17 protein-coding genes are annotated in these 22,676 nt (G+C 66.3%); 11 read left to right on the top strand and 6 right to left on the bottom strand.

The genetic code is table 11. The features are described 5' to 3' along the window. The first annotated feature begins 18 nt into the window (after positions 1-18). The 6 genes from KT882_RS10730 (at position 19) to KT882_RS10705 (ending at position 9,846) form a co-directional block, all read left to right on the top strand. The gene (locus KT882_RS10730; RefSeq protein WP_228895692.1) at positions 19-3,756 is read left to right on the top strand and encodes an ATP-binding protein; all 3,738 of its coding nucleotides are present in this window, start codon (positions 19-21) and stop codon (positions 3,754-3,756) included. Positions 3,757-3,795: 39 nt separating this feature from the next. Then, complete coding sequence (locus tag KT882_RS10725) at positions 3,796-5,019, top strand: efflux RND transporter periplasmic adaptor subunit (protein ID WP_228895690.1); 1,224 nt, start codon at positions 3,796-3,798, stop codon at positions 5,017-5,019. Beyond that, positions 5,016-5,714: an ABC transporter ATP-binding protein gene (locus KT882_RS10720; protein WP_161071997.1), complete on the top strand. Its 699-nt coding sequence runs from the start codon at positions 5,016-5,018 to the stop codon at positions 5,712-5,714. The genes KT882_RS10725 and KT882_RS10720 overlap by 4 nt, the downstream gene beginning before the upstream one ends. Positions 5,715-5,723: 9 nt before the next feature. Then, positions 5,724-6,881 carry an ABC transporter permease gene (locus KT882_RS10715; RefSeq protein ID WP_161071998.1) on the top strand — a complete coding sequence of 386 codons (1,158 nt, stop codon included), beginning with the start codon at positions 5,724-5,726 and terminating at the stop codon, positions 6,879-6,881. Further along, on the top strand, positions 6,881-8,047 hold the full coding sequence (locus KT882_RS10710; protein ID WP_228895689.1) for an ABC transporter permease: 1,167 nt from the start codon (positions 6,881-6,883) through the stop codon (positions 8,045-8,047). Before KT882_RS10715 ends, KT882_RS10710 begins: the two co-directional genes overlap by 1 nt. Positions 8,048-8,136: 89 nt before the next feature. Then, positions 8,137-9,846: a diguanylate cyclase gene (locus KT882_RS10705; RefSeq protein WP_228895687.1), complete on the top strand. Its 1,710-nt coding sequence runs from the start codon at positions 8,137-8,139 to the stop codon at positions 9,844-9,846. A 100-nt stretch (positions 9,847-9,946) separates the two neighbouring features. Here the strand turns inward: KT882_RS10705 and maiA are convergent, their stop codons facing one another. The 3 genes from maiA to KT882_RS10690 are packed head-to-tail and all read right to left on the bottom strand — an operon-like array spanning position 9,947 to position 12,153. Next, entirely contained in the window at positions 9,947-10,591 is a 645-nt protein-coding gene (gene maiA, locus KT882_RS10700; RefSeq protein ID WP_161072000.1) for a maleylacetoacetate isomerase, read from the bottom strand. After that, positions 10,591-11,613 (bottom strand): fumarylacetoacetate hydrolase family protein, encoded by a 1,023-nt coding sequence (locus tag KT882_RS10695; RefSeq protein WP_161072001.1) that lies wholly within the window; start codon positions 11,611-11,613, stop codon positions 10,591-10,593. Before KT882_RS10695 ends, maiA begins: the two co-directional genes overlap by 1 nt. Positions 11,614-11,616: 3 nt before the next feature. Continuing rightward, positions 11,617-12,153: a VOC family protein gene (locus KT882_RS10690; protein ID WP_161072002.1), complete on the bottom strand. Its 537-nt coding sequence runs from the start codon at positions 12,151-12,153 to the stop codon at positions 11,617-11,619. A gap of 89 nt (positions 12,154-12,242) precedes the next feature. Here KT882_RS10690 and KT882_RS10685 point away from each other — a divergent pair, with 89 nt between their 5' ends. Further along, entirely contained in the window at positions 12,243-13,136 is an 894-nt protein-coding gene (locus KT882_RS10685) for a LysR family transcriptional regulator (protein WP_161072003.1), read from the top strand. A 7-nt stretch (positions 13,137-13,143) separates the two neighbouring features. Here the strand turns inward: KT882_RS10685 and KT882_RS10680 are convergent, their stop codons facing one another. Continuing rightward, on the bottom strand, positions 13,144-14,034 hold the full coding sequence (locus KT882_RS10680; protein ID WP_321170364.1) for a LysR family transcriptional regulator: 891 nt from the start codon (positions 14,032-14,034) through the stop codon (positions 13,144-13,146). A 134-nt stretch (positions 14,035-14,168) separates the two neighbouring features. On the opposite strand from KT882_RS10680, the gene KT882_RS10675 reads away from it, so the two are divergent. Both KT882_RS10675 and KT882_RS10670 read left to right on the top strand, forming a co-directional pair. Continuing rightward, positions 14,169-14,783, top strand: coding sequence for an FMN-dependent NADH-azoreductase (locus KT882_RS10675; protein WP_161072005.1), 615 nt, complete (start codon positions 14,169-14,171; stop codon positions 14,781-14,783). Positions 14,784-14,831: 48 nt separating this feature from the next. Next, entirely contained in the window at positions 14,832-15,410 is a 579-nt protein-coding gene (locus KT882_RS10670; RefSeq protein ID WP_228895685.1) for a gamma-glutamylcyclotransferase, read from the top strand. A gap of 37 nt (positions 15,411-15,447) precedes the next feature. On the opposite strand, the gene KT882_RS10665 is transcribed toward KT882_RS10670, so the two are convergent. Next, positions 15,448-16,605 (bottom strand): PA0069 family radical SAM protein, encoded by a 1,158-nt coding sequence (locus KT882_RS10665; RefSeq protein ID WP_228895682.1) that lies wholly within the window; start codon positions 16,603-16,605, stop codon positions 15,448-15,450. Between the two features lie 162 nt (positions 16,606-16,767). On the opposite strand from KT882_RS10665, the gene KT882_RS10660 reads away from it, so the two are divergent. Next, complete coding sequence (locus KT882_RS10660; RefSeq protein WP_228895680.1) at positions 16,768-18,948, top strand: methyl-accepting chemotaxis protein; 2,181 nt, start codon at positions 16,768-16,770, stop codon at positions 18,946-18,948. A 19-nt stretch (positions 18,949-18,967) separates the two neighbouring features. Here KT882_RS10660 and KT882_RS10655 read toward each other — a convergent pair whose 3' ends face one another. Beyond that, the gene (locus KT882_RS10655; protein ID WP_228895678.1) at positions 18,968-21,679 is read right to left on the bottom strand and encodes a COG1470 family protein; all 2,712 of its coding nucleotides are present in this window, start codon (positions 21,677-21,679) and stop codon (positions 18,968-18,970) included. Positions 21,680-22,037: 358 nt separating this feature from the next. Between KT882_RS10655 and KT882_RS10650 the strand changes: the two genes are divergently transcribed. Next, on the top strand, positions 22,038-22,673 hold the full coding sequence (locus tag KT882_RS10650) for a DUF2760 domain-containing protein (RefSeq protein ID WP_161072008.1): 636 nt from the start codon (positions 22,038-22,040) through the stop codon (positions 22,671-22,673). Positions 22,674-22,676 lie beyond the last annotated feature (3 nt).

Raw genomic sequence — 22,676 nt, 5'->3', positions numbered from 1 at the left:
ATCTCTCCAGGAGAACCAGTGGCCGAGTCGATCCAGGCATGTTTGCCACCTGCGCGCAACAACCGCGCCGGCAGCCTCAGCTTTCTTGCCGCGCCCGGTGAAATGGGCGCGCGCATCGCCGCCGCCGACTGGACCGCAACCCCGCTGGGCGACCTGCACGCCTGGCCGCAAAGCCTGCGCACCGCCGTCAGCCTGATGCTCAATTCCAGCCACCCCATGTGGATAGGCTGGGGGCCGGACGCCACGTTCCTCTACAACGACGCCTACATCAGCGTGCTGAGCCTGGCCAAGCATCCGCACGCGCTGGGCCGCCCGGCGCGCGAAGTGTGGGCCGAGATCTGGGACTTTTGCGGCCCGCTGGCCGACAAGGTGTTCCGCAACGCCGAAGCCACCTTCGTCGACGACGTGCAGCTGTTCCTGAACCGGGGCAGCTGGCTGGAAGAAACCTGGTACTCGTTTTCCTACAGCCCCATCGTGGACGAGTCAGGTGGCGTGGGCGGCCTGTTCTGTCCCTCCACCGACGCCACGCCCAAGAACCTGAACACGCGCCGCCTGGCCTCGCTGTCGGCCTTGTCGGCATCCGCGCTGCGCGAAAACGGCGTGGCCAGCGCCTGCGAGAAAGCGGTCCAGACCATCGCCCGCAACCCGCACGACATTCCCTTCGCCGCGCTCTACCTGGCGGACGCGGCCGGCAACGCCGTCCTGCAGCAATCCGCCCATTTGCCTTCCGGCGACACGCCAGGGCGCTGGCCGGTGCAGCAGGTGCTCGCCAGCGGCAGCGGCGTGGCGCTGGACGTGGACGGCATGGCCGCCCTGCCGCTGGGCATGGCCGGCCAGCGCATCACGCAGGCGCTGGCGCTGCCGCTGTCCATGCCCGGGCAGGAGCGGCCGGCCGGCGTGCTGGTGATGGGCGTGAGCCCTGCCTGCAAGCTGGACGCCGAGTACAGCACCTTCTTCGAACTGGTGGCGGGCCAGGTGGCGGCCGCCGTGCAGAACGCCATGGGCGCCGAGGCGCAGCGCCAGCGCGCCGACATGCTGGCCGAACTGGACCAGGCCAAGACCGCCTTCTTCTCCAACGTCAGCCACGAATTCCGCACCCCGCTCACGCTGATGCTGGCGCCGCTGGAAGAGGCACTGGCGCAGGACGCCGGCCTGCCGCCGGCGCAGCGCGAGGGCTTGGCGCTGGCGCACCGCAATGCGCTGCGGCTGCAGCGCCTGGTGAACACCCTGCTGGACTTCTCCCGCGTGCAGGCCGGGCGCATGCAGGCGTCCTACGCCGAGGTAGACCTGTCCGCCCTCACGCGCGACCTGGCCAGCGGCTTCCGCTCGATCGTCGAAAGCGCGGGACTGGCGCTGGACGTGCGCTGCGCGCCGCTGTCCGCGCCCGCTTATGTGGACACCTCGCTGTGGGAGAAAATCGTCCTCAACCTGCTGTCGAACGCCTTCAAGTTCACCTTCCAGGGCGGCATCTCCGTCGCGCTGGAACAGGTGGACGGAGATGCCGTGCTCAGGGTGGGCGACAGCGGCGTGGGCATCGCGCCCGAACACCTGGGCCATATCTTCGAGCGCTTCCGGCGCGTGGAAGGCGCGCGCTCGCGTTCGCATGAAGGCACCGGCATCGGCCTGGCGCTGGTGCGCGACTTGGTGGACCTGCACCACGGCGCCATTGCCGTGGACAGCACGCCCGGACAGGGCAGCACCTTCACTGTCGCCATCCCGCTCGGCCGCCGCCATTTGCGCGACGAGCAGCTTGGCGCCCCGCCGGCAGGCGCCGGCGCCAGCAGCACCACGCTGCGCAGCTACACCGCCGAAGCGGAGCACTGGCTGCCCGCCGGCGAGCAGCCGGTCCACATCCCCGCCTCCGCATCCGCCGCTGCGCCGCTCTCCGCCGCCGGCGGCTATGTGCTGGTGGCGGACGACAACGCCGACATGCGCGCCTACATAAGCCGCCTGCTCGGCCAGCGCTGGCAGGTGCAGGCCGTGGCGGACGGCGAACAGGCGCTGCGCGCCGCGCGCATCCGCCAGCCGGAACTCATCGTGTCCGACGTGATGATGCCGGCGCTCGACGGCTTCGGCCTGCTGTCGGCCCTGCGCGCCGACGCCGCGCTGCGCGGCACGCCGGTGCTGCTGCTGTCCGCGCGGGCCGGCGAGGAAGCGCGCATCGAAGGCCTGAACGCCGGCGCGGACGACTACCTGGTCAAGCCCTTCTCCGCCAACGAACTGCTGACCCGGGTGGAGGCGCAGATCATGCGCGGCCGCCTGCGCCAGGCGGAGCGCGCCAACGCCGCGCGCATGGCCGCCGTCTTCAGCCAGGCCCCGGTGGCCATCGCCATTCTGGAGGGCCCGCAGCTGCGCTTCGAACTGCTGAACGAGCGCTACGCCGACATGATACGCCGGCGCGACGTGCTCGGCCTGCCGCTGCGCGAAGCGCTGCCCGAGCTGCAGGGCCAGGGCATTTTCGAAGAGCTGCAGCACGTGCTGGACACCGGCCAACCCTGGCTGGGCAGCGCGCGCCGCGTCATGCTGGCGCGCGGCGAGGAAGGAGAGACGCAGGAATGCTACTTCGACTATGTGTACCAGCCCATGCGCGACGACAGCGGCGCCATCGACCGCGTGGCCGTGGTGGCATTCGAAGTGACCGAGCTGGCGCGCGCGCGGCGCGCGGCCGAAGTGGCCAACCGCGCCAAGGACGAATTCCTGGCCATGCTGGGCCACGAGCTACGCAACCCGCTCTCGCCCATCCTGGTGGCGCTGGAGCTGATGCGCATGAAAGGCGTGCCGGGCGCGGACAAGGAACTGGCCGTCATCGAACGCCAGGCCCGGCACCTGGTGCGGCTGGTGGACGACCTGCTGGACGTGGCCCGCATCACGCAGGGCAAGATCGCGCTGCGCCCGGAACGCGTGGAACTGAGCCAGCTGATGGCGCAGGCGCTGGAAACGGCCAGCCCGCTGATCGAGGAACGGCGCCACCAGCTGGTGGTGGACATGCCGGCCGAAGGCCTGGCGATCGACGCCGACCCGGTGCGCTTCTCGCAGGTGCTGTCCAACTTGCTGAGCAACGCCGCCAAATACACCAACCGGGGCGGCCGCATCGAAGTGGCGGCGCGCGCCGAACACGGCGAGGCGGTGATACGCATCAGTGACAACGGCATCGGCATCTCGGCCGACATGCTGCCGCAGCTGTTCGACAAGTTTGTGCAGGAGCGCCAGGCGCTGGACCGCTCGCGCGGGGGCCTCGGACTGGGCCTGGCCATCGTGCGCAGCCTGCTGGCGCTGCACGGCGGCGCCATCACCGCGCACAGCGAAGGCCAGGGAAAAGGCAGCGAGTTCGAGCTGCGCGTGCCACTGTCCGCCACTGCGGCGAGCACCGCCGCCGCGCCGGACAAGCCAGGCAGGGCCGGCAAGCGCGTGCTGCTGGTGGACGACAATGCGGACATGCTGGCCTCGCTGCGCGGGCTGCTGGAGCTGGAGGGGCACGAAGTGTACGCCCTGCCCGACCCGGCCAGCGCCCTCAAGCTGGCCGACACCATCCAGCCCGACATCGCCATCCTCGACATCGGCCTGCCCGGCATGGACGGCTACGAACTGGCGGCCGAGCTGCGCTGCCGGGGCATGCTGGCCGCCAAGCGCCTGGTGGCGCTCACCGGCTACGGCCAGCCGAACGATGCGCCGCGCGCCGCCGCCGCCGGCTTCAGCGGGCACCTGGTGAAGCCTGTGCATCCTGAAGACCTGAACCGCATTCTGCATACAAAATAATCGCCGAGTGACCCCGATCAATCCCTGCCGAGGTGCGCCTTGCCACAGTCTCCCGATCTCTCCAAGCTGAAAATCGAACGCAACGCGAAAGCGCAAGTGCCGGGCCAGCGCTCGCGCAGGCGCAAGTGGCTCGAGATCGGGCTGGCCGTGCTGGCATTGGCGGCGGCGGCCGTGTTCATCAGCCGCCAGGGCGGCGGCAAGGCGGAGGTCGAGACAGTGACCGTGTCGCAGGCCTACCCATCGCAGAATTACACCCTGCTCAACGCCACCGGCTATGTGGTGGCGCAGCGCAAGGCGGCGCTGTCGTCCAAGGCCACCGGGCGGCTGGAGTGGCTGGGCGTGCTGGAGGGCTCGCGCGTGAAGAAGGACGAGGTCATTGCGCGGCTGGAGAACCGCGACGTGAGCGCCACGCTGGGCCAGGCGCAGGCCAATATCAAGGTGGCGCAGGCCAATCTGGAACAGGGCCAGGCCGAGCTGCTCGATGCGCAGCAGGCGCTCAAGCGCGCCAGCGAGCTGCTGGCGCAGAAATTCATCGCGGCGGCCAGCTACGACAGCGCGCAGGCGCGCTACAACAAGGCCAAGGCGGCCATCTCGGCGCAGCGCGCGGGCATCGCCGCCGCGCAGGCCAGCGCGCAGTCGGCGCAGGTGGCGCTGGACCAGACCGTGATCCGCGCCCCCTTCGACGGCGTGATCCTGACCAAGAGCGCGAACGTGGGCGACAACATCACGCCCTTCTCCTCCGCCGCCGACAGCAAGGGCGCGGTGGTGACCATCGCCGATATGGATACGCTGGAGGTGGAAGCGGACGTGTCCGAGTCCAGCCTGTCCAGGATCAAGGTGGACCAGCCGGCCGAGATCCAGCTCGACGCCTTCCCCGAACTGCGCCTGGCGGGCGTGGTGTCGCGCATGGTGCCGACCGTGGACCGCAGCAAGGCAACCTTGCTGGTAAAGGTGCGCTTTATCGACCACGATCCCCGGGTGCTCCCGGACATGAGCGCCAAGGTGGCCTTCCTGTCCAAGCCCGTGACGGCCGGGGACAAGGCGGCGGTGACGGCAGTGCAGCCCTCCGCCATCGCCACGCGCGAGGGCAAGGCCGTGGTGTTCGTGGTGGCGGACGGCAAGCTGCGGCAGGTGGCCGTATCCAGCGGCCGCAAGGTGGGCGAGCTGGTGGAGGTGGGTGGCGTGAAACCGGGCGACAAGGTGGTGGCGAATCCGGACGCCAAGCTGCACGACGGCCAGCCGGTGTCGGTGGCGAAGAAATGACGGCGCCCGGCGATGCGCCCCTGGTGCGGATCGAGCACCTCGTGAAATCCTACCAGCGCGGCGGCCAGGTGGTGCCGGTGCTGACCGACATCACGCTGGATATCCAGGCCGGAGACTTCACCGCGCTGATGGGGCCTTCCGGCTCGGGCAAGAGCACCCTGCTGAACCTCATCGCCGGCATCGACAAGCCGGACTCCGGCGTCCTGCAGGTGGACGGCCTTGACATTGCGTCCATGTCCGAAACCGGCCTGGCGCACTGGCGGGCCGCCAATGTGGGCTTCATCTTCCAGTTCTACAACCTGATGCCGGTGCTGTCCGCCTTCGAGAACGTGGAGCTGCCGCTGCTGCTGACGGCGCTGTCCCGCCGCGAGCGGCGCGAGCGTGTGGAGCTGACGCTGGCCATGGTCGGCCTGTCCGACCGCATGGACCACACGCCCAACGAACTGTCCGGCGGCCAGCAGCAGCGCGTGGCCATTGCGCGCGCCATCGTCACCGATCCCACCATCATCGTGGCCGACGAACCTACCGGGGACCTGGACCGCCAGTCCGCCACCGAGGTGCTGGCGCTGCTGCAGCAGCTGAACCGGGAGCTGGGCAAGACCATCATCATGGTCACGCACGACGCGCACGCGGCGGCGCAGGCGCGCACGCTGATCCACCTTGAAAAAGGTGAACTGATTTCCGCGCCGGCCTGAGGCTGCGGCATGTATCTGCTCAAGCTGATCTCCAAGAACGCCCTGCGCCACAAGCTGCGCACGGCGCTGACGGTGCTCGGCCTGGTGGTGGCCACGCTATCCTTCGGCCTGCTGCAAACCGTGGTGGACGCGTGGTATGCGGGCGCCGAGGGCGCCTCCAACACCACCCTCGTCACGCGCAACGCCACCTCGCTGGTGTTCCCGCTGCCGCTGGCCTACCAGGCCCGCATCCGCGCCGTGGAGGGCGTGACCGGCGTGGGCTACGCGAGCTGGTTCGGCGGCGTGTACAAGGATCCGAAAAACTTCTTCGCGCAGTTCGCCATTTCCGGCCAGAGCTACCTGGACATCTATCCCGACTACCTGCTGCCGGAAGACGAGCGCGCCGCCTTCCTGCGCGACCGCAAAGGCGCCATCGTGGGCCGCAAGCTGGCGAACCAGTACGGCTTCAAGGTGGGCGACACCATTCCCATCAAGGGCACCATCTATCCCGGCCAGTGGGAGTTCGTGGTGCGCGGCATCTATGACGGCAAACAGGACTCGACCAACACCGCCACCATGTTCTTCCACTGGGACTATGTGAACGAGGGCCTGAAGAAGATCTACCCGCGCCGCGCCAACCAGGTGGGCGTGTACGTGGTGCGCATCGCCCGCGCGGAAGACGCCGCCGCCACCTCCGGCGTGATCGACGGCCAGTTCCGCAACTCGCTGGCGGAGACGCTGACCGAGACCGAGAAGGCCTTCCAGCTCGGCTTTGTGTCGATGTCCGAGGCAATTGTGGTGGCGGTGCGCGTGGTGTCCTTCGTGGTCATCGTCATCATCATGGCGGTGATGGCCAACACCATGGCCATGAGCGCGCGCGAGCGGCTGGGCGAATACGCCACGCTAAAGGTACTGGGCTTCGGCCCCGGCTACCTGGCGGCGCTGATCTTCGGCGAATCGCTGCTGCTGTCGCTGTTCGGGGCTGCGCTCGGCATCGCGCTGCTGTTCCCGCTGGCGGCCATTATCGGCTCGGCCATGGGCACCATGTTCCCGGTGTTCCAGGTGGCGCCGCTGACGTTGCTGCTGCAGGCGCTGGCGGCGCTGTTGATCGGCGTGGTGGCCGGCATCGCTCCCACCCTGCGCGCGGTGCGCGTCAACATCGTCGAGGGACTGAGGAGCATAGGCTGATGCGCATTCCCCTCTCCTACATCGCACGCAACCTGTGGGCGCGGCGCCTGACCACGGCGCTCACCGCCAGCGGGCTGGCGCTGGTGGTGTTCGTGTTCGCCACCGTGCTGATGCTGGACGAGGGCCTGCGCACCACCCTGGTCACCACCGGCGAGTACGACAACGTGATCCTGATACGCCGCTCGGCGGAAAGCGAAGTGCAGAGCGGCGTGGACCGCGTGCAGGCCAACATCGCCTCCAGCCACCCGGCCATTGCGCTGGGCGCGGACGGCCAGCGCATGGTGTCCAAGGAGACGGTGGTGCTCATATCGCTGCGCAAACGTGGTTCCGACAAGCCGTCCAACGTGGTGATACGCGGCATAGACCAGCGCGGCCTGGTGCTGCGCCCGCAGGTGAAGCTGAGCGCGGGCCGCATGTTCCGCCTCGGCGCGTCCGAGATCGTGGCCGGGGCCAGCATCGCCAAGCGCTTCGCCGGCGCGGGCATAGGCGAAAAGCTGCGCTTCGGCCAGCGCGAATGGACCGTGGTGGGCCTGTTCGACGCCGGCAACAGCGGCTTTGACTCCGAAATCTGGGGCGATGCGGACCAGCTGATGCAGGCCTTCCGCCGCAACGGCTATTCATCCATGGTGCTGCGGCTGGCGGACAGCACGCTGTTCGAGCGCTTCAAGCAGGACATGGAATCGGACCAGCGCCTGACGCTGGAGGCCAAGCGCGAGCAGACCTTCTATTCGGACCAGTCGCGCGCACTGTCCACCTTCATCAGCATCCTGGGGCTGACGCTGTCCATCATCTTTTCCATCGGCGCCATGATAGGCGCGGCCATCACCATGTACGCGTCCGTGGCCAACCGCACCGGCGAGATCGGCACGCTGCGCGCGCTGGGCTACCAGCGGCGCAACATCCTGGCCGCCTTCCTGGCCGAGTCCATGCTGCTGGCGGTGGCCGGCGGCGCGGTGGGACTCGGGTTTGCATCATTCATGCAGTTCCTGTCTTTTTCGACCACCAATTTCCAGTCCTTCTCCGAACTGGCGTTCGGCTTCCGGCTGAATGCCGCCATTGTGGCCAAGACCTTGCTGTTCTCGCTGGTGATGGGCTTTATCGGCGGCTTCCTGCCGGCCGTGCGCGCCGCGCGCATGAAAATCGTGGACGCATTGCGCGCAGCCTAGGCTGGAGCCAGCCAGCGCCGCGAGACAAATGTCAACAGCCATAGATACTTTGTGTCAAACTGTCTTGTTCGTCAGACAAACGCCGTTTTATGGAACATCCGCCCCTTTTCAGCCCCCTCTTGCGCCGCGCCGGCTGGCTGCTGGCCGCTTGCGCACTGTGCCTGCTGGCGGTGCTGGCTGCGGGCCAGGCCCGCGCGGCCGAGCAGCGCAAGGTGCTGGTGCTGTATTCGCTGGGATCGGAAGCCTCGTCGGCGTGGCAGCGGCTGGTGCACAAGGGCCTGCACGATGAAATGGCCAGCAGGCGCTGGAGCGAGGCTCCCAACGTTTTCGAGGAGCGCTTCGACTTTATCCGCGTGGGCGAGCAGGCTTCGCTGGACAGCATGGAGCCCTATCTGCGCACCAAATACGCTGGCGTGAAGCTGGACGCCATCGTGACCGAAAACTACCTGGCGGCGGGATTCCTGAATAGCCACCCCGGCTTGTTCCCCGGCGTGCCGCGCTACTACGTGAATCACGGCCGCCGCAACTGGCGGCCGGGCGACGGCGAAGCGCTGGAAGTGGCGCCGGACTACGGGCGCATCGTGGGCGCCATTCCGCTGGTGGCGCCGAATGTGAAGCGCGTGGTGGTGGTGGGCGACCCGACGCCGCGCGTGCAGGAATGGATAGCCGGCGTGCGCGCCGCGTCGCGCCCCTATAGCAAGCAGATCACCTTCGACTACTGGGACAGGCAGAGCTTTGCCGACTTGTACCGCCGTGCCGGCATGCTGGGCGACGACACCGCCGTCCTGCTGCTCGCGACCTACAGCGACAGCACCGGCGCCCGCGCCTCGCCGGCGGAGGTGGCGCGCAAGCTGGCGGCGGTGTCGCCGGCGCCGGTGTTTACGCATGTGGAGTCGCTGATCTATCCCGGCATCCTGGGCGGCTATGTGCTGAGCGGCGAGGCGATAGGCCGCGTCATTGCGCGCATCCTGCATGGACAGCCGGCCGATCTGGGCGGCGTGCAGCGCTATATTTTCGACTACCCTGCGGCCGAACGCCATCAGCTGTACAAGCTGCCGCCGGACGCGGTGCTGCTGAACCGGCCGATGGGTGTGTGGGAACTGTACCGCTGGCAGATTATCCTGGTCGGAACGCTGATCCTGATCCAGGCGGCGCTGATCACGGTGCTGGTGCGCGTGCTGCGCTCGCGGCGCGTGGCGCTGGCGGCGCTGAACGACGAACGCAACAACCTGGAGGACCGGGTGCTGCAGCGCACGCTGGAACTGCTGATGGCCAACACCAAGCTGGAACAGCTGGCCACCACCGATCCGCTCACCGGCATTGCCAACCGGCGCCGCATGACGGAGCAGATCGCCAAGGAGCTGGACCGCGCGCGGCGCTACCGGCATCCGCTGGCGCTGCTGATGGTGGACATCGACCACTTCAAGCGCATCAACGACACCTATGGGCATGACGTGGGCGACCAGGCCATCGTGGCGGTGGCGGGCGCGCTATCGGCCGGCCTGCGCAGCATAGACCTGGTGGCTCGCTTCGGCGGGGAGGAGTTTGTGCTGCTGATGCCGGAAGCATCGCTGGAGACGGCGGGCGGCGCGGCGGAGCGGCTGCGCGAGACGGTGTCGCAGTTGCGCATCGAGATTGATGGCGGGCTGGAAGTGTCACTGACCATCAGCGTGGGCGTGGCTGCCTCTTATTTGCAGGAGGCGCCGGATTCGCCCTCGTCCCTGCTGATGCGGGCGGATAAGGCCTTGTATCAGGCGAAGAACGAGGGGCGCGACCGGGTGGTGCTGGGGACCGCGTGACGGCAGGCTGCGGCGGGTTACGCTGCGCTAACCCGCCCTACGCAAGAACGACGGCCTGGTAAGCCCGTAGGGCGGGTTAGGCGCTAGCCGTAACCCGCCATCACTCGGCGTCCGGCTGCTGCGACGGGTGCGCGGCATGGAAGGCCGGCAGTGCGGCGCAATTGGCGGCAATGCGCGCGATATTCGGATACGGCGCCAGGTCCACTTCGAACCGCTCCGCATTGAACACCTGCGGCACCAGGCAGCAATCTGCCAGCGTGGGCGTGTCGCCGTGGCAGAAGCGGCCGGTGGCGCCGTCGCGCGCCAGATGCGCTTCGAAGGTGGCCAGGCCCAGGCGCATCCAGTGCCGTATCCAGTCCAGCTTGGCCGCTTCGTCCAGCTTGAGCGTGTGCACCAGATACCTGAGCACGCGCAGATTGCTGAGCGGGTGCGTGTCGCAGGCGATGGTCATGGCCAGCGCGCGCACGCGGGCGCGGCCCGCTGCGTCGGCCGGCAGCAGGGCCGTCTGCGGATGCGTCTCCTCCAGGTATTCCACGATGGCCAGCGACTGCGTCAGCAGCGCGCCCTCATCCTCCAGCGCGGGCAGCAGCGCGCCCGGATTGATGTCGCGGTAAGCCTCTCCCAGCTGCTCGCCGCCGTTGCGCAGCAGGTGCACCGGCACCGCCTCGTAGGGCAGCCCCTTCAAGTTGAGCGCGATGCGGACGCGGTAGGCGGCCGAGCTGCGGAAGTAGGTATAAAGTTTCATCAGCCCCGCTCCTGGTAGTGCGCCACGGTCTGGTCGATGGCGCCGAACACGCTGGCGCCCTGCCCGTCGAACATCTCGATGCGCACTGTGTCGCCGAACTTGAGGAAGCCAGTGGCCGGCTTGCCGCCTTCGATGGTTTCATACATGCGCACTTCGGCCAGGCAGCAGTAGCCCACGCCGCCGTTGGCGATGCTCGATCCGTGCAGGCTGCCCTGCTTGTTGGACACGGTGCCGGAACCGATGATGGTGCCGGCCGCCAGCTCGCGCGTCTTGGCGGCGTGCGCCACCAGCTGGGCGAAGCTGAAGGTCATGTCTTCGCCCGCGTTGGGCTTGCCGAAAGGCTGCTGGTTCAGGTGCACGGTGAGCGGCAGGTGCAGCTTGTTGTCCGCCCAGTGCGCGCCCAGTTCGTCCGGCGTGACGGCCACCGGCGAGAAGGCGCTGGCCGGCTTCGAGTTGAAGAAGCCGAAGCCCTTGGCCAGTTCGTTCGGGATCAGGTTGCGCAGGGAGACGTCGTTTACCAGCATCACCAGGCGGATCGCGCCGGCGGCGTCGGCGTCGCTGGCGCCCATCTTCACGTCGCCGGTGATCACGGCCACTTCGGCTTCCAGGTCGATGCCCCAGTCTTCGCTCAGCGCGTAGATGCTGTCGCGCGGGCCGACAAAACTGTCCGAGCCGCCCTGGTACATCAGCGGGTCGGTGTAGAAGGAGGCCGGCACTTCGGCGTTGCGCGCCTTGCGCACCAGTTCCACGTGGTTGATGTAGGCGGAGCCGTCGGCCCACTGGTAGGCGCGCGGCAGCGGCGAATGGCAGGCGCTTTCGTCGAAAGGCTGCGCATCGGCGGCGCGGCCTTCGTTCAGGGCGGCGTACAGCGCGGCCAGCTGCGGCGCGGTGTACTCCCAATTGTCCAGCGCCGCTTGCAGCGTGGGGGCGGCGCCGCCGGCGCTCACGTAGTGCTTCAGGTCTCGGCTGACGACCACCAGGGTTCCGTCACGGCTGCCGTTTTTCAGGGTGGCTAATTTCATTGCTTATTCTCCGGTGGCGGGGGCGTGCATCCAGGCGGCGTGCTTGGGCGCTTTTTTGGTTTTGGACCATTCTTCCAGCATGTCCCATTTGACTTCGTCCAGCTTGCGCATCATTTCCGGCGTGCCGGTGTTGACGGACAGCTCCAGGCGGTGGCCGTTGGGGTCGAAGAAGTAGATCGACTTGAAGATGGTGTGGTTGACCGGGCCGATCACATCGATGCCGGCGGCCGTCAGACGCTCTTTCGCTTCCAGCAGCTCGTCCATGCTGTCCACTTCCATGGCCAGGTGCTGCACCCATGCCGGGGTGTTGTGGTCGCGGTCCATGGCGGGCTGGGTTGGCAGCTCGAAGAAGGCCAGCACATTGCCGTGGCCCGCATCCAGGAACACGTGCATATACGGATCCGGCGCCTTGGTGGACGGCACTTCGTCTTCGGCGATGGCCAGCACGAAGTCCATATTCAGGTGCTTGACGTACCACTCGACGGTTTGCTTGGCGTCCTTGCAGCGGTAGGCGACGTGGTGGATTTGCTTGATTTTCATGGTGGTCTCTCCAAGAGTATGCCGATATTAGAATCCAGAATGAGATATCATACAAACGGTATTTTTCAATCGATTTATCGGATTTCCCTATGAGTCCCACACTGCGCCAGATGCGCGCCCTCGTCGCCATCGCCCGCACCGGCAGCTTTACGCTGGCCGCCGAATTGCTGAACCTGACGCAGTCCTCGCTGAGCGGCCAGATCAAGGAGCTGGAGCAGGTACTGGGCGTGAAGGTGGTGGAGCGCAACACGCGGCGCGCGCAGCTGTCCGAACTGGGACGCGAACTGTATCCGCTGTTCGACAAGATGCTGCAGGACCTGGACGGCGCCATGGCCGACATTGCCAACCGCAAGGCGCTGAAAAAAGGCACGGTGCGCGTGGCGGCGCCGCAAATGATGGCCTGCACCCTGCTGCCGGAGGTGATCGCCGCCTACCGCGCGGCCTACCCGTCGGTGCAGGTGATGCTGGTGGACTGCCCGGTGGAGAACGTGTCCGGCCGCGTGTTCAGCGGCGAGGTGGATTTCGGCATCGGTCCGGAGCGCGATCCGGCGGCAGAAATCGCGGCGCAGCTGCTGTTCGAGATGCCCTTCGTGCTGGTGCTGCCGGTGGCGCATCCGCTGGCGGGCAAGGACAGCGTGACCTGGGGCGATGTCAACGAGCATCCGCTGATCGCGCTGCAGGGCCAGTTCACCGAGCGCCTGCTGCGCGACGTGGCGCTCAATCCCTACAACGAAGTCACTTTCATGACCACCGCGCTGGCGATGGTGAACGCGGGCCTGGGCGTGACGGCCTGCCTGCCCTACGCGGAGCCCATGGTCAAGCTGTACGGCTTGCAGATGCGCTTGCTGCGCGAGCCGGAGCTGACGCGGCGCTTCTTTGTCTACACCAAGAGCGCGCGTTCGCTGTCGCCCGCCGCGCAGAGCTTTGCCGACTTCCTGTTCCAGTTCGTGGCGGCGCACGAGTGGAACATTCCGCAGTCCTGATTTTTTACTAGGCCAGGCAACTGTTGCTTTCGTAGCCCAGCACCAGCTCGTCGAGCAGGCCGCGCACTGCGGGCACCAGGCCCCGGCGCGAGGGGAACACCGCATGCACCAGGCGGAAAGGGAAATTAAGCTGCGGCAGCACGCGCTCGAGCAGGCCGCTGTCCAGGTCGGCTTGCACTTGGGCCTGCGGCAGCTGCGCCACGCCGAGGCCGTCGACGGCGGCCAGCTTCAGCGTGGGCATATCGTCCGTCACCATGCGCGGCGCATGCGTGACGGTGACGCTGGCGCCGGCCACATTGATAAAGTTCCACACGAATTTGTCGCCGGGGTGGGCCATGGCCAGCGTGGGCAGCTGCGCCAGCCCGGCCGCATCCGTGGGGCGCGGGTAGTGCGCGAACAGGCGCGGGCTGGCCACCAGGATGGGCTCGGAGCGCGCCAGCACGCGCACGGCCAGGTCGCTGTCGTCCAGCGGCGGCGTGCGCACGCGCAGCGCGATGTCTATGCCTTCTTCGATGACGTCGACGCGGCGGTTGGTGGCGTCGATGGCGATGCGCACCAGCGGATTGGCGGCCAGATAGGCGGAAATAATGCATCCCACGCCGTTTTGCAGCAGACCCAGCGGCGCGCTCAGGCGCACCAGGCCCTGCGGCGTGGAGCGGGTGCGCTCGATGGCGTCGCGCGCGGCCTGGGCCTCGGCCACCACGGCGGCGCAGTGGCGATAGTAGGTTTGGCCCGCTTCTGTGACGGAAATACGACGCGTGGTGCGGTTTAGCAGGCGCACGCCCAAATCCTTTTCCAGCGCTACAATGTGCCTGCTGAGGCGGGACGCCTGCATGCCCAAAGCGGCCGCCGCCGCGCTGTAGCCGCCATGTTCGACAACTTTAGCGAACAAATACATGTCGTTAAGGTTTTCAGCCGCCATTGTGTCACCCGGATTATTCTAATTTTGCAAAACTAATTTGCATTATCGCCTCTTTCGCGATGATTGTTGCAGGTATAAGCTGCCCGCATTCGTTTTTTATTGCGCTCATCATGAATATCTTGCATATCGACTCAGCTTGCCTGGGCGACAACTCCGCTTCCAGGCAGCTGAGCGCCGCCGCCGTGGAAGCGCTACGCGCCGGCAACGAGCAGGCCTGCGTTATCTACCGCGACCTGTCGGCTTCGCCACTGTCGCATGTTAACGGTCCGCTGATGCAAGTAATGCGGTCCGAATGGAACACCGCCCTGCCGATGAACGCGGAGCTGAGCGCCGAGGCACTGCTGTCCGAGTCCCTGCTGTCCGAATTCCTGGCGGCCGACGTGCTGGTGCTGGGCGCGCCGATGTTCAACCTGTCGGTGCCGTCCACGCTGAAAGCCTGGCTGGACCGCGTGCTGCAGCAGGGCCGCACCTATGACGTGGGCGCGGACGGCCGCACCGTGGGCCTGGCGGCGGGCAAGCGCGTGGTGCTGGTGTCGACGCGCGGCGGCCAGCCGCACGAAATGCTGGCCGACCACCAGGAGTCCTACCTCAAGGCGGTGTTCTCCATCATGGGCATTGCGCAGGTGGACGTGGTGCGCGCCGAAGGCATCGCGCTGGGCGCCGAGCTGCGCGCGCAGGCCATCCAGGGCGCACTGCGGCAGGCTGCCGAACTGCGCCCGGCCTGATAGCGCTACAGCGCTGGGCAGTACGGCGCGGTTCGCTATAATTCAGCCATGTCAGCCAACACGATCGCGATCAACCAGCAGATGGACTTCACCGGTCACGCCAGCGTGTGGGTGTTCGGCTACGGTTCGCTGATCTACAAGGCGGACTTCCCCTACCTGCAGCGGCGCCCGGCCCATATCGAAGGCTGGTCGCGCCGCTTCTGGCAGGGTTCGCACGACCATCGCGGCACGCCGGCCGCGCCGGGGCGGGTGGTCACCATCATCCCCGAGGCCGGCGCGGTCTGCCATGGCATGGCTTACCTGATTACACCGGAAGTGTTCGGCCACCTGGATTACCGGGAGAAAAACGGCTACCTGCGGGTGGCCGTGGAGATGGCGTTCGACGACGTGGAAGGCGAGGCGGCCGAAGGCGTGGTCTATGTGGCGCGGGAAGACAACGAAGCCTTCCTGGGCGAAGCGAGCGAAGAAGAAATCGCCCGCCACATCGCGCGCTCCGCCGGCCCCAGCGGCCCCAATAGCGACTACCTCACCCACCTGGCCCTGGCCCTGCGCGAGCTGGGCAAGCACGACGCCCACGTCTTCGCCATCGAACAATACCTGGTGGAGCTGATCGCCTCGCGCACCTGAGTGGCGTGCTCACAGCAGCGGCAACAGCCCTGTCGCCTCAGAACAGATCCATCTGCCCCGCCGCGGCGGCGGCTTTGGCTTTGGCGCCGGCCGGGGGCACTACCTGGGGACGCTTGAACTGGCTGGCGTCGAGCTGGCGGAAGCGGCTGCCGCGCTTTTCCATGCCGAAGCGGCGGATCGCTTTTTCGGCGCGCTGGCGTATCAAATCGGCCCACACGCCCTCGCCTTTCATGCGCTTGCCGAAGTCGCTTTCGTAGTCCTTGCCGCCGCGCATGTCGCGCACGCGGTTCATCACGCGCTGGGCGCGGTCGGGGAAATGCGCCTCCAGCCATTGCTGGAACAGCGGGTTCACCTCCCACGGCAGCCTGAGCACGATGTAGTTGGCGTGCATGGCCCCCGCCTTGAACGCCGCCTCCATCACCCGTTCCAGGTCCGGCTCGGTCACGAAGGGGATGACCGGCGCAATGCTCACGCCGACCGGAATGCCCGCGTCGGCCAGCATGCGGATGGTGCGCAGGCGCCGCGCCGGGGCGGCCGCGCGCGGCTCCAGCGTGCGCGCGATGGCCGGGTCCAGCGTGGTGATGGTGATGGCGGCCGAAGCCTGCCCTTTGGCCGCCATGGCGGACAGCAGGTCGATGTCGCGCTCGATCAGCGCGGACTTGGTGATCAGCCCCACCGGATGCCCGCACTCGTGCAGCACCTCCAGCACGCGCCGCGTGATGCGCAGGCCGCGCTCGCAGGGCTGGTAGGCGTCCGTATTGACGCCCAGCGCGATCGGCTCGGGCACATAGGACGGCCGCGCCAGCTCCTGCCGCAGCAGTTCGGGCGCGTTCACCTTGGCGAAGATCTTGCTCTCGAAATCCATGCCCGGCGACAGGCCCAGGTAGCTGTGCGTGGGCCGCGCAAAGCAGTAAATGCAGCCGTGCTCGCAGCCCCGGTAGGGATTGAGCGACACGTCGAAGGGCACGTCCGGCGAACTGTTGCGGGTGAGGATGGATTTGGCGATCTCGTCCGTGACGTGCGTCTTCCACACGCGCGGCTCGCCGTCCTCCTCCTGCTCCCAGCCATCATCGAACTGCTCGCGGCCGTGCATTTCGTAGCGGCCCTGCAGATTGCTGACCGCGCCGCGCCCTTTCTGCGCCCGCAGCGGCGCCGGCGGCAGCATGGCTTGCCCTTCAAGCTGTTCGTCGTCCATGGTGCCCTCGATGGTGGTTGAATACTGTGTTTATATACAGTATTCTATGCCTGATGGCGCGTCGGCGCAATGGTGGATATTGGTGATAATTGGAGAGAATGTGTCGCAAGGCGGCAGCGCATAATTAACGAGGTCACCCGATAAAACCGACAGGGAATTCCCATGCTGAAAAACCTGAAGATCGCCACCCGCCTCGGCTTAGGCTTTGGCAGCGTTGTTGTGCTGCTATTGATTTTGTCCGTCATCAGTGTCCAGCGCCTGGGCACGGTCAACGAAAGCAGCCGCGTCATGTACGAGGAGCACTATGCCAAGGTCGTCCTGATCAACGAGGTATTGAAAGACAGCATGGACAACGCGCGCCAGATGCGCAATATGCTGCTCTCCAGCAGCGACGCCGAGGTCGACAAGTACCGCCGCCTGGTGGACACCAATCGCGGCGAGATGAACGAAGGCCTGGCCAAAGTGCAAAAGCTGCTCAGCACGGAAGCGGGCAAGCAGATGTACAAGACCATCCTCGACAAGCGCGAGCTGGTGGCGGCCAAGTACGAGCCCTTCTACGCGCTGGTGAAGTCGGACCGCAAGGGCGCGATCGACTACCTGAAAACCGAGTTCGCCCCCACCAACGACCAGTTCTGGCAGGCGCTCGAGGCCTTGGCCAAATCGCAAGGCGAGCTGATGGACAAGGCCGCCGACGATGCCACCGCCACCTATGAATCCACCCGCACGCTGGTAATCGCACTGGCAGCCGGGGCCATACTGCTGGCGGTGGGGATCGCGGCCTGGATCACCCTCAGCATCGTGCGGCCGATCCGGCAGGCGGTGCAGGTGGCCGAGCGGCTGGAGGCCGGCGACCTGTCGATCGACATCAAGGACGAGTCCAGGGACGAAACCGGCCAGCTGCTGCGCGCCATGCGCAACCTGGTGGCCAAGCTGAACCAGGTGATCTCCGGCCAGAAACGCGCGGTGGAAGCGGCCAACCGGGGCAATTTCGAGGTCCGCATCGACTTGACCGGCCTGCAGGGCTTCCAGCAGGAACTGGGCGCGGGCCTGAACCAGCTGATGGAGACCACCGGCGCCAGCATTGCCGACGTGGTGCGCGTGATGGGGGCGCTGTCGGAAGGCGACCTGAGCAAGACCATCACCAAGCCCTACGAGGGCGAATTCGACGAGCTGAAGCGCTTTGCCAACAACACCGTGAACAAGCTGAGCCAGGTGATCGAGGGCCAGCAGCGCGTGGTGGGCGCGGCCAACCAGGGCAACTTCGAAGCGCGCGTGGAGCTGACCGGGCTGCAGGGCTTCCAGAAGGAGCTGGGCGAAGGCCTGAACCGGCTGATGGCCACCACCGGCGCCAGCATTGCGGACGTGGTGCGCGTGATGGGCGCGCTGGCGGACGGCGACCTGAGCAAGACCATAGACAAGCAGTACGAGGGCAGTTTCGCCGAACTGAAGGAATACGCCAACAACACCATGGCCAAGCTGCTGCAGGTGGTCACCGAGGTCAACTCGGGCGCGCAGTCGCTGGCCAGCGCGTCCGAGCAGGTCAGCGCGACGGCGCAGGCGCTGTCGCAGGCGTCCAGCGAACAGGCGGCCAGCGTGGAGGAAACCAGCGCGTCCATCGAACAGATGACCTCCTCCATCGCCCAGAACACCGACAACGCCAAGGCCACCGACGGTATGGCGGCCAAGGCCTCGCAGGAGGCCACCGAGGGCGGCGAGGCGGTCGACGCCACCGTGGCGGCGATGAAGCAGATCGCGCGCAAGATCGGCATCATCGACGACATCGCCTACCAGACCAATCTGCTGGCGCTGAACGCGGCCATCGAGGCGGCGCGGGCCGGCGAGCACGGCAAGTGCTTCGCCGTGGTGGCGGCCGAGGTGCGCAAGCTGGCCGAGCGCAGCCAGGTGGCGGCGCAGGAGATCGGCGAGGTGGCCACCAATAGCGTGGAGCTGGCCGAACGGGCCGGCATCCTGCTGGAGCAGATGGTGCCGAACATCAAGAAAACGTCGGGGCTGGTGCAGGAGATTGCCGCCGCGTCCGAGGAGCAGTCGGCCGGCGTGGCGCAGATCAATTCTGCCGTGAACCAGCTCAGCCAGACCACGCAGCAGAACGCCAGCAGCTCGGAGGAGCTGGCCGCCACCGCCGAGGAGATGAGCGGCCAGGCCGAACAGCTGCAGCAGACCATGGGCTTCTTCAAGGTGAACGCCGCGCCGCAGCGCCGGCAGGCCCCCGCCCCGGCCGCGCGCAGGCCGGCCCCCGTCAAAATGTTGCGCAGCAAGGAAGTCTATCCATCCCTGGCCCAGCAGGGCGAGGACATGGACGAGGCGGAGTTCGTGCGCTTCTGAGGGGCCGGGCGGCTGCGTTTTATGGCCGCACCGGTATCACTGTCTGGCCGCCCAGCACCTGGCGCACCGTCGCCGTGACCGGCGCCCGCATGGCCGCCGGGATCGGCAATACAACGAATTTGGTGTCGCCGGCCACCAGCAGGGTCTGGTCGTCGTCCGTGATGGCCATCGTGGTGCTGAAGGGGAAACACCGCTCCTGGTCCCAGTTATAGCTGTACGGACAATTAGGCAAATCGTCGAATTCAATATAGCCCAGCAGCGGGAAGTTGATCGCGGTGGTCAGCGCAGCGCTGGTGTCGTACACGTAGACGCGTGGCTTCATTTGCGGGTCCTCATGATGATAGACATAAAAGTACAGGCGCGAGCCATCGCGGGAAAAAACGCTAACCCGTGAGAATGCACCAGCCGGCAGGACGACGCTGCCCAGCAGCGTCATGTCAAAATCGACCACCTTGTTGTTGAACTGCCATTTGCTGCCGTCGTGGTTGACTGAAAAGTCGTAGAAATAAGTGGCGTTATCCGCCGGCATCCCAAAGGGTGTGTACTTGCCGCCGATCAGGTCGATCCACATTATCGGGTTGCGCGGCGTGTAGTAGCCGGAGGCAGGCCACAGCGCCCGCATGCCATTGCCCGACACTGCAAGCCAGTCGGCCTGGCCGTAGATCTCCGTATACCGGGAAAACTCCGCCTGCGTACTGGCGCCCGTGTCCAGGTCCACCCAGAACCCGCCTTGCATGAGCCGGTTGTCGCCAGTGATAGGCAACGGGCCAGGCAAATCGTTTTGATAGCCGCTGCCCGTTCCCAGGTTGAACATGGAAATTATCGACAAGTCGGCAGGCGATAATTTGTAGATCTTGGTGGCGCCCGAGCGCAGGATCAGCGCGCTGCGGTCTGGCGCCATGGCGATACTGTCCACAAATTCAAGACTACGCGTGGCGGCCAGCTGGAAGCGGCCATTGACGGCTGCATAGCGCATCACGCTCTTGAGGGTACGGTTGAGCACGAAGGCGCTCTTGCTGACCGCGTCCCACACCACCATCCTCTTCTCGCCCTGCGTGCCAAGCGCCTGGTAGCCGTAAGTGTCGCGCGTGGTGACCTTGATGGATTTGCCGCGCATGGCAGCGCCGGATGCGGAACGCAGGGTGACTTCGTAGCTGCCGGCCTGCAGCACCGGCATCGTCAATCGCAGCACGCGAGCGCTCAACAGCTTGACGGCGGTAGGCTGCGCGCCTGCCACCACGACGGCGGCAGGCGGCAGCTTGTCGAATCCGCGGCCATAAAGCAGTACGTCGCCGCCCTGCCCCGCCAGCAGCGCCACGGTATCCAGGCCACTGATTTCCGCCAGATTTTTCTGCATATCCAGCGTCCAGGTTTTGGGCGGCAGCGCGGCATCGGTCTTGACGGTGACCACTGCCGTGTAGCGTTGGCCATTGGCCAGTAGCGCAAAGGCGGCCGGGTCGATGCGCCAGGCCGGCAAGGTGGCGATGCCGCCGCTGGCGCTGACCAGCTGAAGCCAGCTCTGATTGCTGCTGGCGGTCCAGGTGCTGGCGGTGGCGCCGGGCGCCATGGCCAACGCTATTGTGCCTTGCATCTCTTGTGCGGTGGTGCCGCTGTCTATGCTCAGCGTGGCGCGCTCAGGCACACTCAAGCCACTAGCCACTGTCAGGCTGACAGGGATCTCGACGAACTGCGACTTGGCCGGCACGCTCAGCGTCAACTTGGCCTGGTAGGTCCCGGCCAGCAGCGTTTTCGCCGACGCTTGCACAGTGAGCTTCGCGCCATTGATTTGGGCAGTGAGCCAGCCGCTGGCGCCGGCAACGTAGCTCACGGTGGCATTGACTGCGGCACCGGGACCCGGCAGCACCAAGGAGACCGGCGTGGCTACACTGCTGCCGCTCTCCGGCGCGGCCAGGTCCAGCGACACAGGATCGGCCTTCAGGCGTGGATAAACAGTTACCGTATAGGGCAGCGTATAGGGCGAAGCCAGATGCTGCAAGCTGCAGTCGCTATTGGCGCAGGCCGTCAATTTCACGTTGCCCGTGTAGACGCCCGCCTTCAATCCGTATGCAGGCGTGGCCGTGATGGTGGCTTTTTTCGACGTGGAATCAACCGCCATCCGCAAGGGCAGAGCCAGGGCTTCGCCGCTCAATTCGGCGCGCATGGACACGGCGCGGTTGGTGTTACCGTTGGCCTGGGCCGTGACGGTCTGCGAAACAGGGTCCTGGCCTTCATCCATCGTGAAGCTGAGCGAGGTGTTACTGTAGCCCATGGTAGCCAGCACCGGCGCCTCCGGCGGGCGCACGGTTACTTTGTAGGTCACTTCGTAGGGCGAGCCGTTATGGTGCTGCTGGCAGTTCTGCGTGGTGCAGGCCGACATCTTGATGGTACCGCCATATGTGCCGGCCTTCAGGCCGCGCGCCGGAGTGACCGTAATACTCGCCGTGCGCGAGGCAAGATTGACCACGACAGAAATGGGCAAGGCAAGACCGGTACCGCTCACTTCCGCCCCTATCAGAATGTTCTGATCGCTATTGCCGCTGGCCGACGCCGACATGCTCTGCGAGCGCGGCTCTTCCCCTTCCACGTACTCGAAATTCAGCGTGGACGTGCTGAACGTCACGCTCAGCAGCCCTGCTTTGGTGCCGGACTGGCCGCCGCCGTCCCCTCCTCCTCCGCCACCTCCGCAGGCGGCCAGCACAAGCAACAGAACGATCGAAATTATGTTCTTCATCAAAAAATATCCAGAAATGGTAATGCGGCCACTGCCGTGGCATGGGCTTTAGTCAGTACAGGGGGGGGCGCAGCCAAAAGCTGTGCAAAGGGAATTAAATGTTGATATGTATCAACAAGATTAATCTTACAACAAAGAAACATGTTCAAAAGTCACCAATTGTCACTTTGCAGAAATGCATGACAGACAATGGCAGGTTTCAGTGCAAGGCGAGTAGCTGGTATCATGCGCATTGTCCCAGGCGCACGTGCGCCCGGCGCCCCGCGCCGCGCACGCTCTCCGATGTCACCAACACCGCCAGCCCATGGCCGCGCTCCCTGCTGCGGCGGGCTGATTTTTGACCCGAATTGACCACAACATGACCAATACCAACACCAACCTGCCCTCGCTGGGAAGCCGCATCGCGCTCGCCTTCGGCACTTTCTTCCGCACCCTGTCGGACCCGCAGTTCGCCGCCCGCCTGCAGCGCATCAACCAGCGCGTGGCCGGCGCCACGGCCGCAGCACCGGCTGCCGCACCGACCGCAGCACCAACGGCTGCACCGACTGCTGCACCAACGGCAGCCCCTACCGCAGCTCCCACCGCGCCGCCGGCCCCGGTGATCCTACGCGAAGCCACGCCGGACGCCGCGCTGCAGCTGCTTAGCCTGCTGCAGCGCGAAGCGCGCCTGATCGACTTCACCCAGGAAAACCTGAGCGCCTACGCAGACGCCGACATCGGCGCCGCCGCGCGCGTGGTGCACGAAGGCTGCGCCAAGGTGCTGCGCGAACACTTCACCATCGAGCCTGTGCGCGCGGAAGCCGAAGGCTCGCGCGTCACGCTGGAGGAAGGCTTCGACGCCGCCGCCGTGCGCTTGACCGGCAACGTGGTCGGCAAAGCCCCGTTCAAGGGCAGCCTGAGCCATCGCGGCTGGCGCGCCACCAGCGTGCGCCTGCCGAAACTGGCCGAAGCGCATGACGCCAAGGTACTGGCCCCGGCGGAGGTGGAACTGTGAACG

The sequence above is a fragment of the Pseudoduganella aquatica genome (assembly GCF_020865585.1).
In the GTDB taxonomy this organism is placed as follows: Bacteria; Pseudomonadota; Gammaproteobacteria; order Burkholderiales; family Burkholderiaceae_D; genus Rugamonas; species Rugamonas aquatica_A.
This window is presented reverse-complemented; position numbering and strand designations above follow the sequence as displayed.

What these genes read in the sequence shown, in the direction of transcription:
- KT882_RS10720 (WP_161071997.1), top strand. Translation starts at nt 5,016, where the DNA reads ATGACGGCGCCCGGCGATGCGCCCCTGGTGCGGATCGAGCACCTCGTG.
- KT882_RS10715 (WP_161071998.1), top strand. Translation starts at nt 5,724, where the DNA reads ATGTATCTGCTCAAGCTGATCTCCAAGAACGCCCTGCGCCACAAGCTG.
- KT882_RS10710 (WP_228895689.1), top strand. Translation starts at nt 6,881, where the DNA reads ATGCGCATTCCCCTCTCCTACATCGCACGCAACCTGTGGGCGCGGCGC.
- KT882_RS10705 (WP_228895687.1), top strand. Translation starts at nt 8,137, where the DNA reads ATGGAACATCCGCCCCTTTTCAGCCCCCTCTTGCGCCGCGCCGGCTGG.
- maiA (WP_161072000.1), bottom strand. Translation starts at nt 10,591, where the DNA reads ATGAAACTTTATACCTACTTCCGCAGCTCGGCCGCCTACCGCGTCCGC.
- KT882_RS10695 (WP_161072001.1), bottom strand. Translation starts at nt 11,613, where the DNA reads ATGAAATTAGCCACCCTGAAAAACGGCAGCCGTGACGGAACCCTGGTG.
- KT882_RS10690 (WP_161072002.1), bottom strand. Translation starts at nt 12,153, where the DNA reads ATGAAAATCAAGCAAATCCACCACGTCGCCTACCGCTGCAAGGACGCC.
- KT882_RS10685 (WP_161072003.1), top strand. Translation starts at nt 12,243, where the DNA reads ATGAGTCCCACACTGCGCCAGATGCGCGCCCTCGTCGCCATCGCCCGC.
- KT882_RS10680 (WP_321170364.1), bottom strand. Translation starts at nt 14,034, where the DNA reads ATGTATTTGTTCGCTAAAGTTGTCGAACATGGCGGCTACAGCGCGGCG.
- KT882_RS10675 (WP_161072005.1), top strand. Translation starts at nt 14,169, where the DNA reads ATGAATATCTTGCATATCGACTCAGCTTGCCTGGGCGACAACTCCGCT.
- KT882_RS10670 (WP_228895685.1), top strand. Translation starts at nt 14,832, where the DNA reads ATGTCAGCCAACACGATCGCGATCAACCAGCAGATGGACTTCACCGGT.
- KT882_RS10665 (WP_228895682.1), bottom strand. Translation starts at nt 16,605, where the DNA reads ATGGACGACGAACAGCTTGAAGGGCAAGCCATGCTGCCGCCGGCGCCG.
- KT882_RS10660 (WP_228895680.1), top strand. Translation starts at nt 16,768, where the DNA reads ATGCTGAAAAACCTGAAGATCGCCACCCGCCTCGGCTTAGGCTTTGGC.
- KT882_RS10655 (WP_228895678.1), bottom strand. Translation starts at nt 21,679, where the DNA reads ATGAAGAACATAATTTCGATCGTTCTGTTGCTTGTGCTGGCCGCCTGC.
- KT882_RS10650 (WP_161072008.1), top strand. Translation starts at nt 22,038, where the DNA reads ATGACCAATACCAACACCAACCTGCCCTCGCTGGGAAGCCGCATCGCG.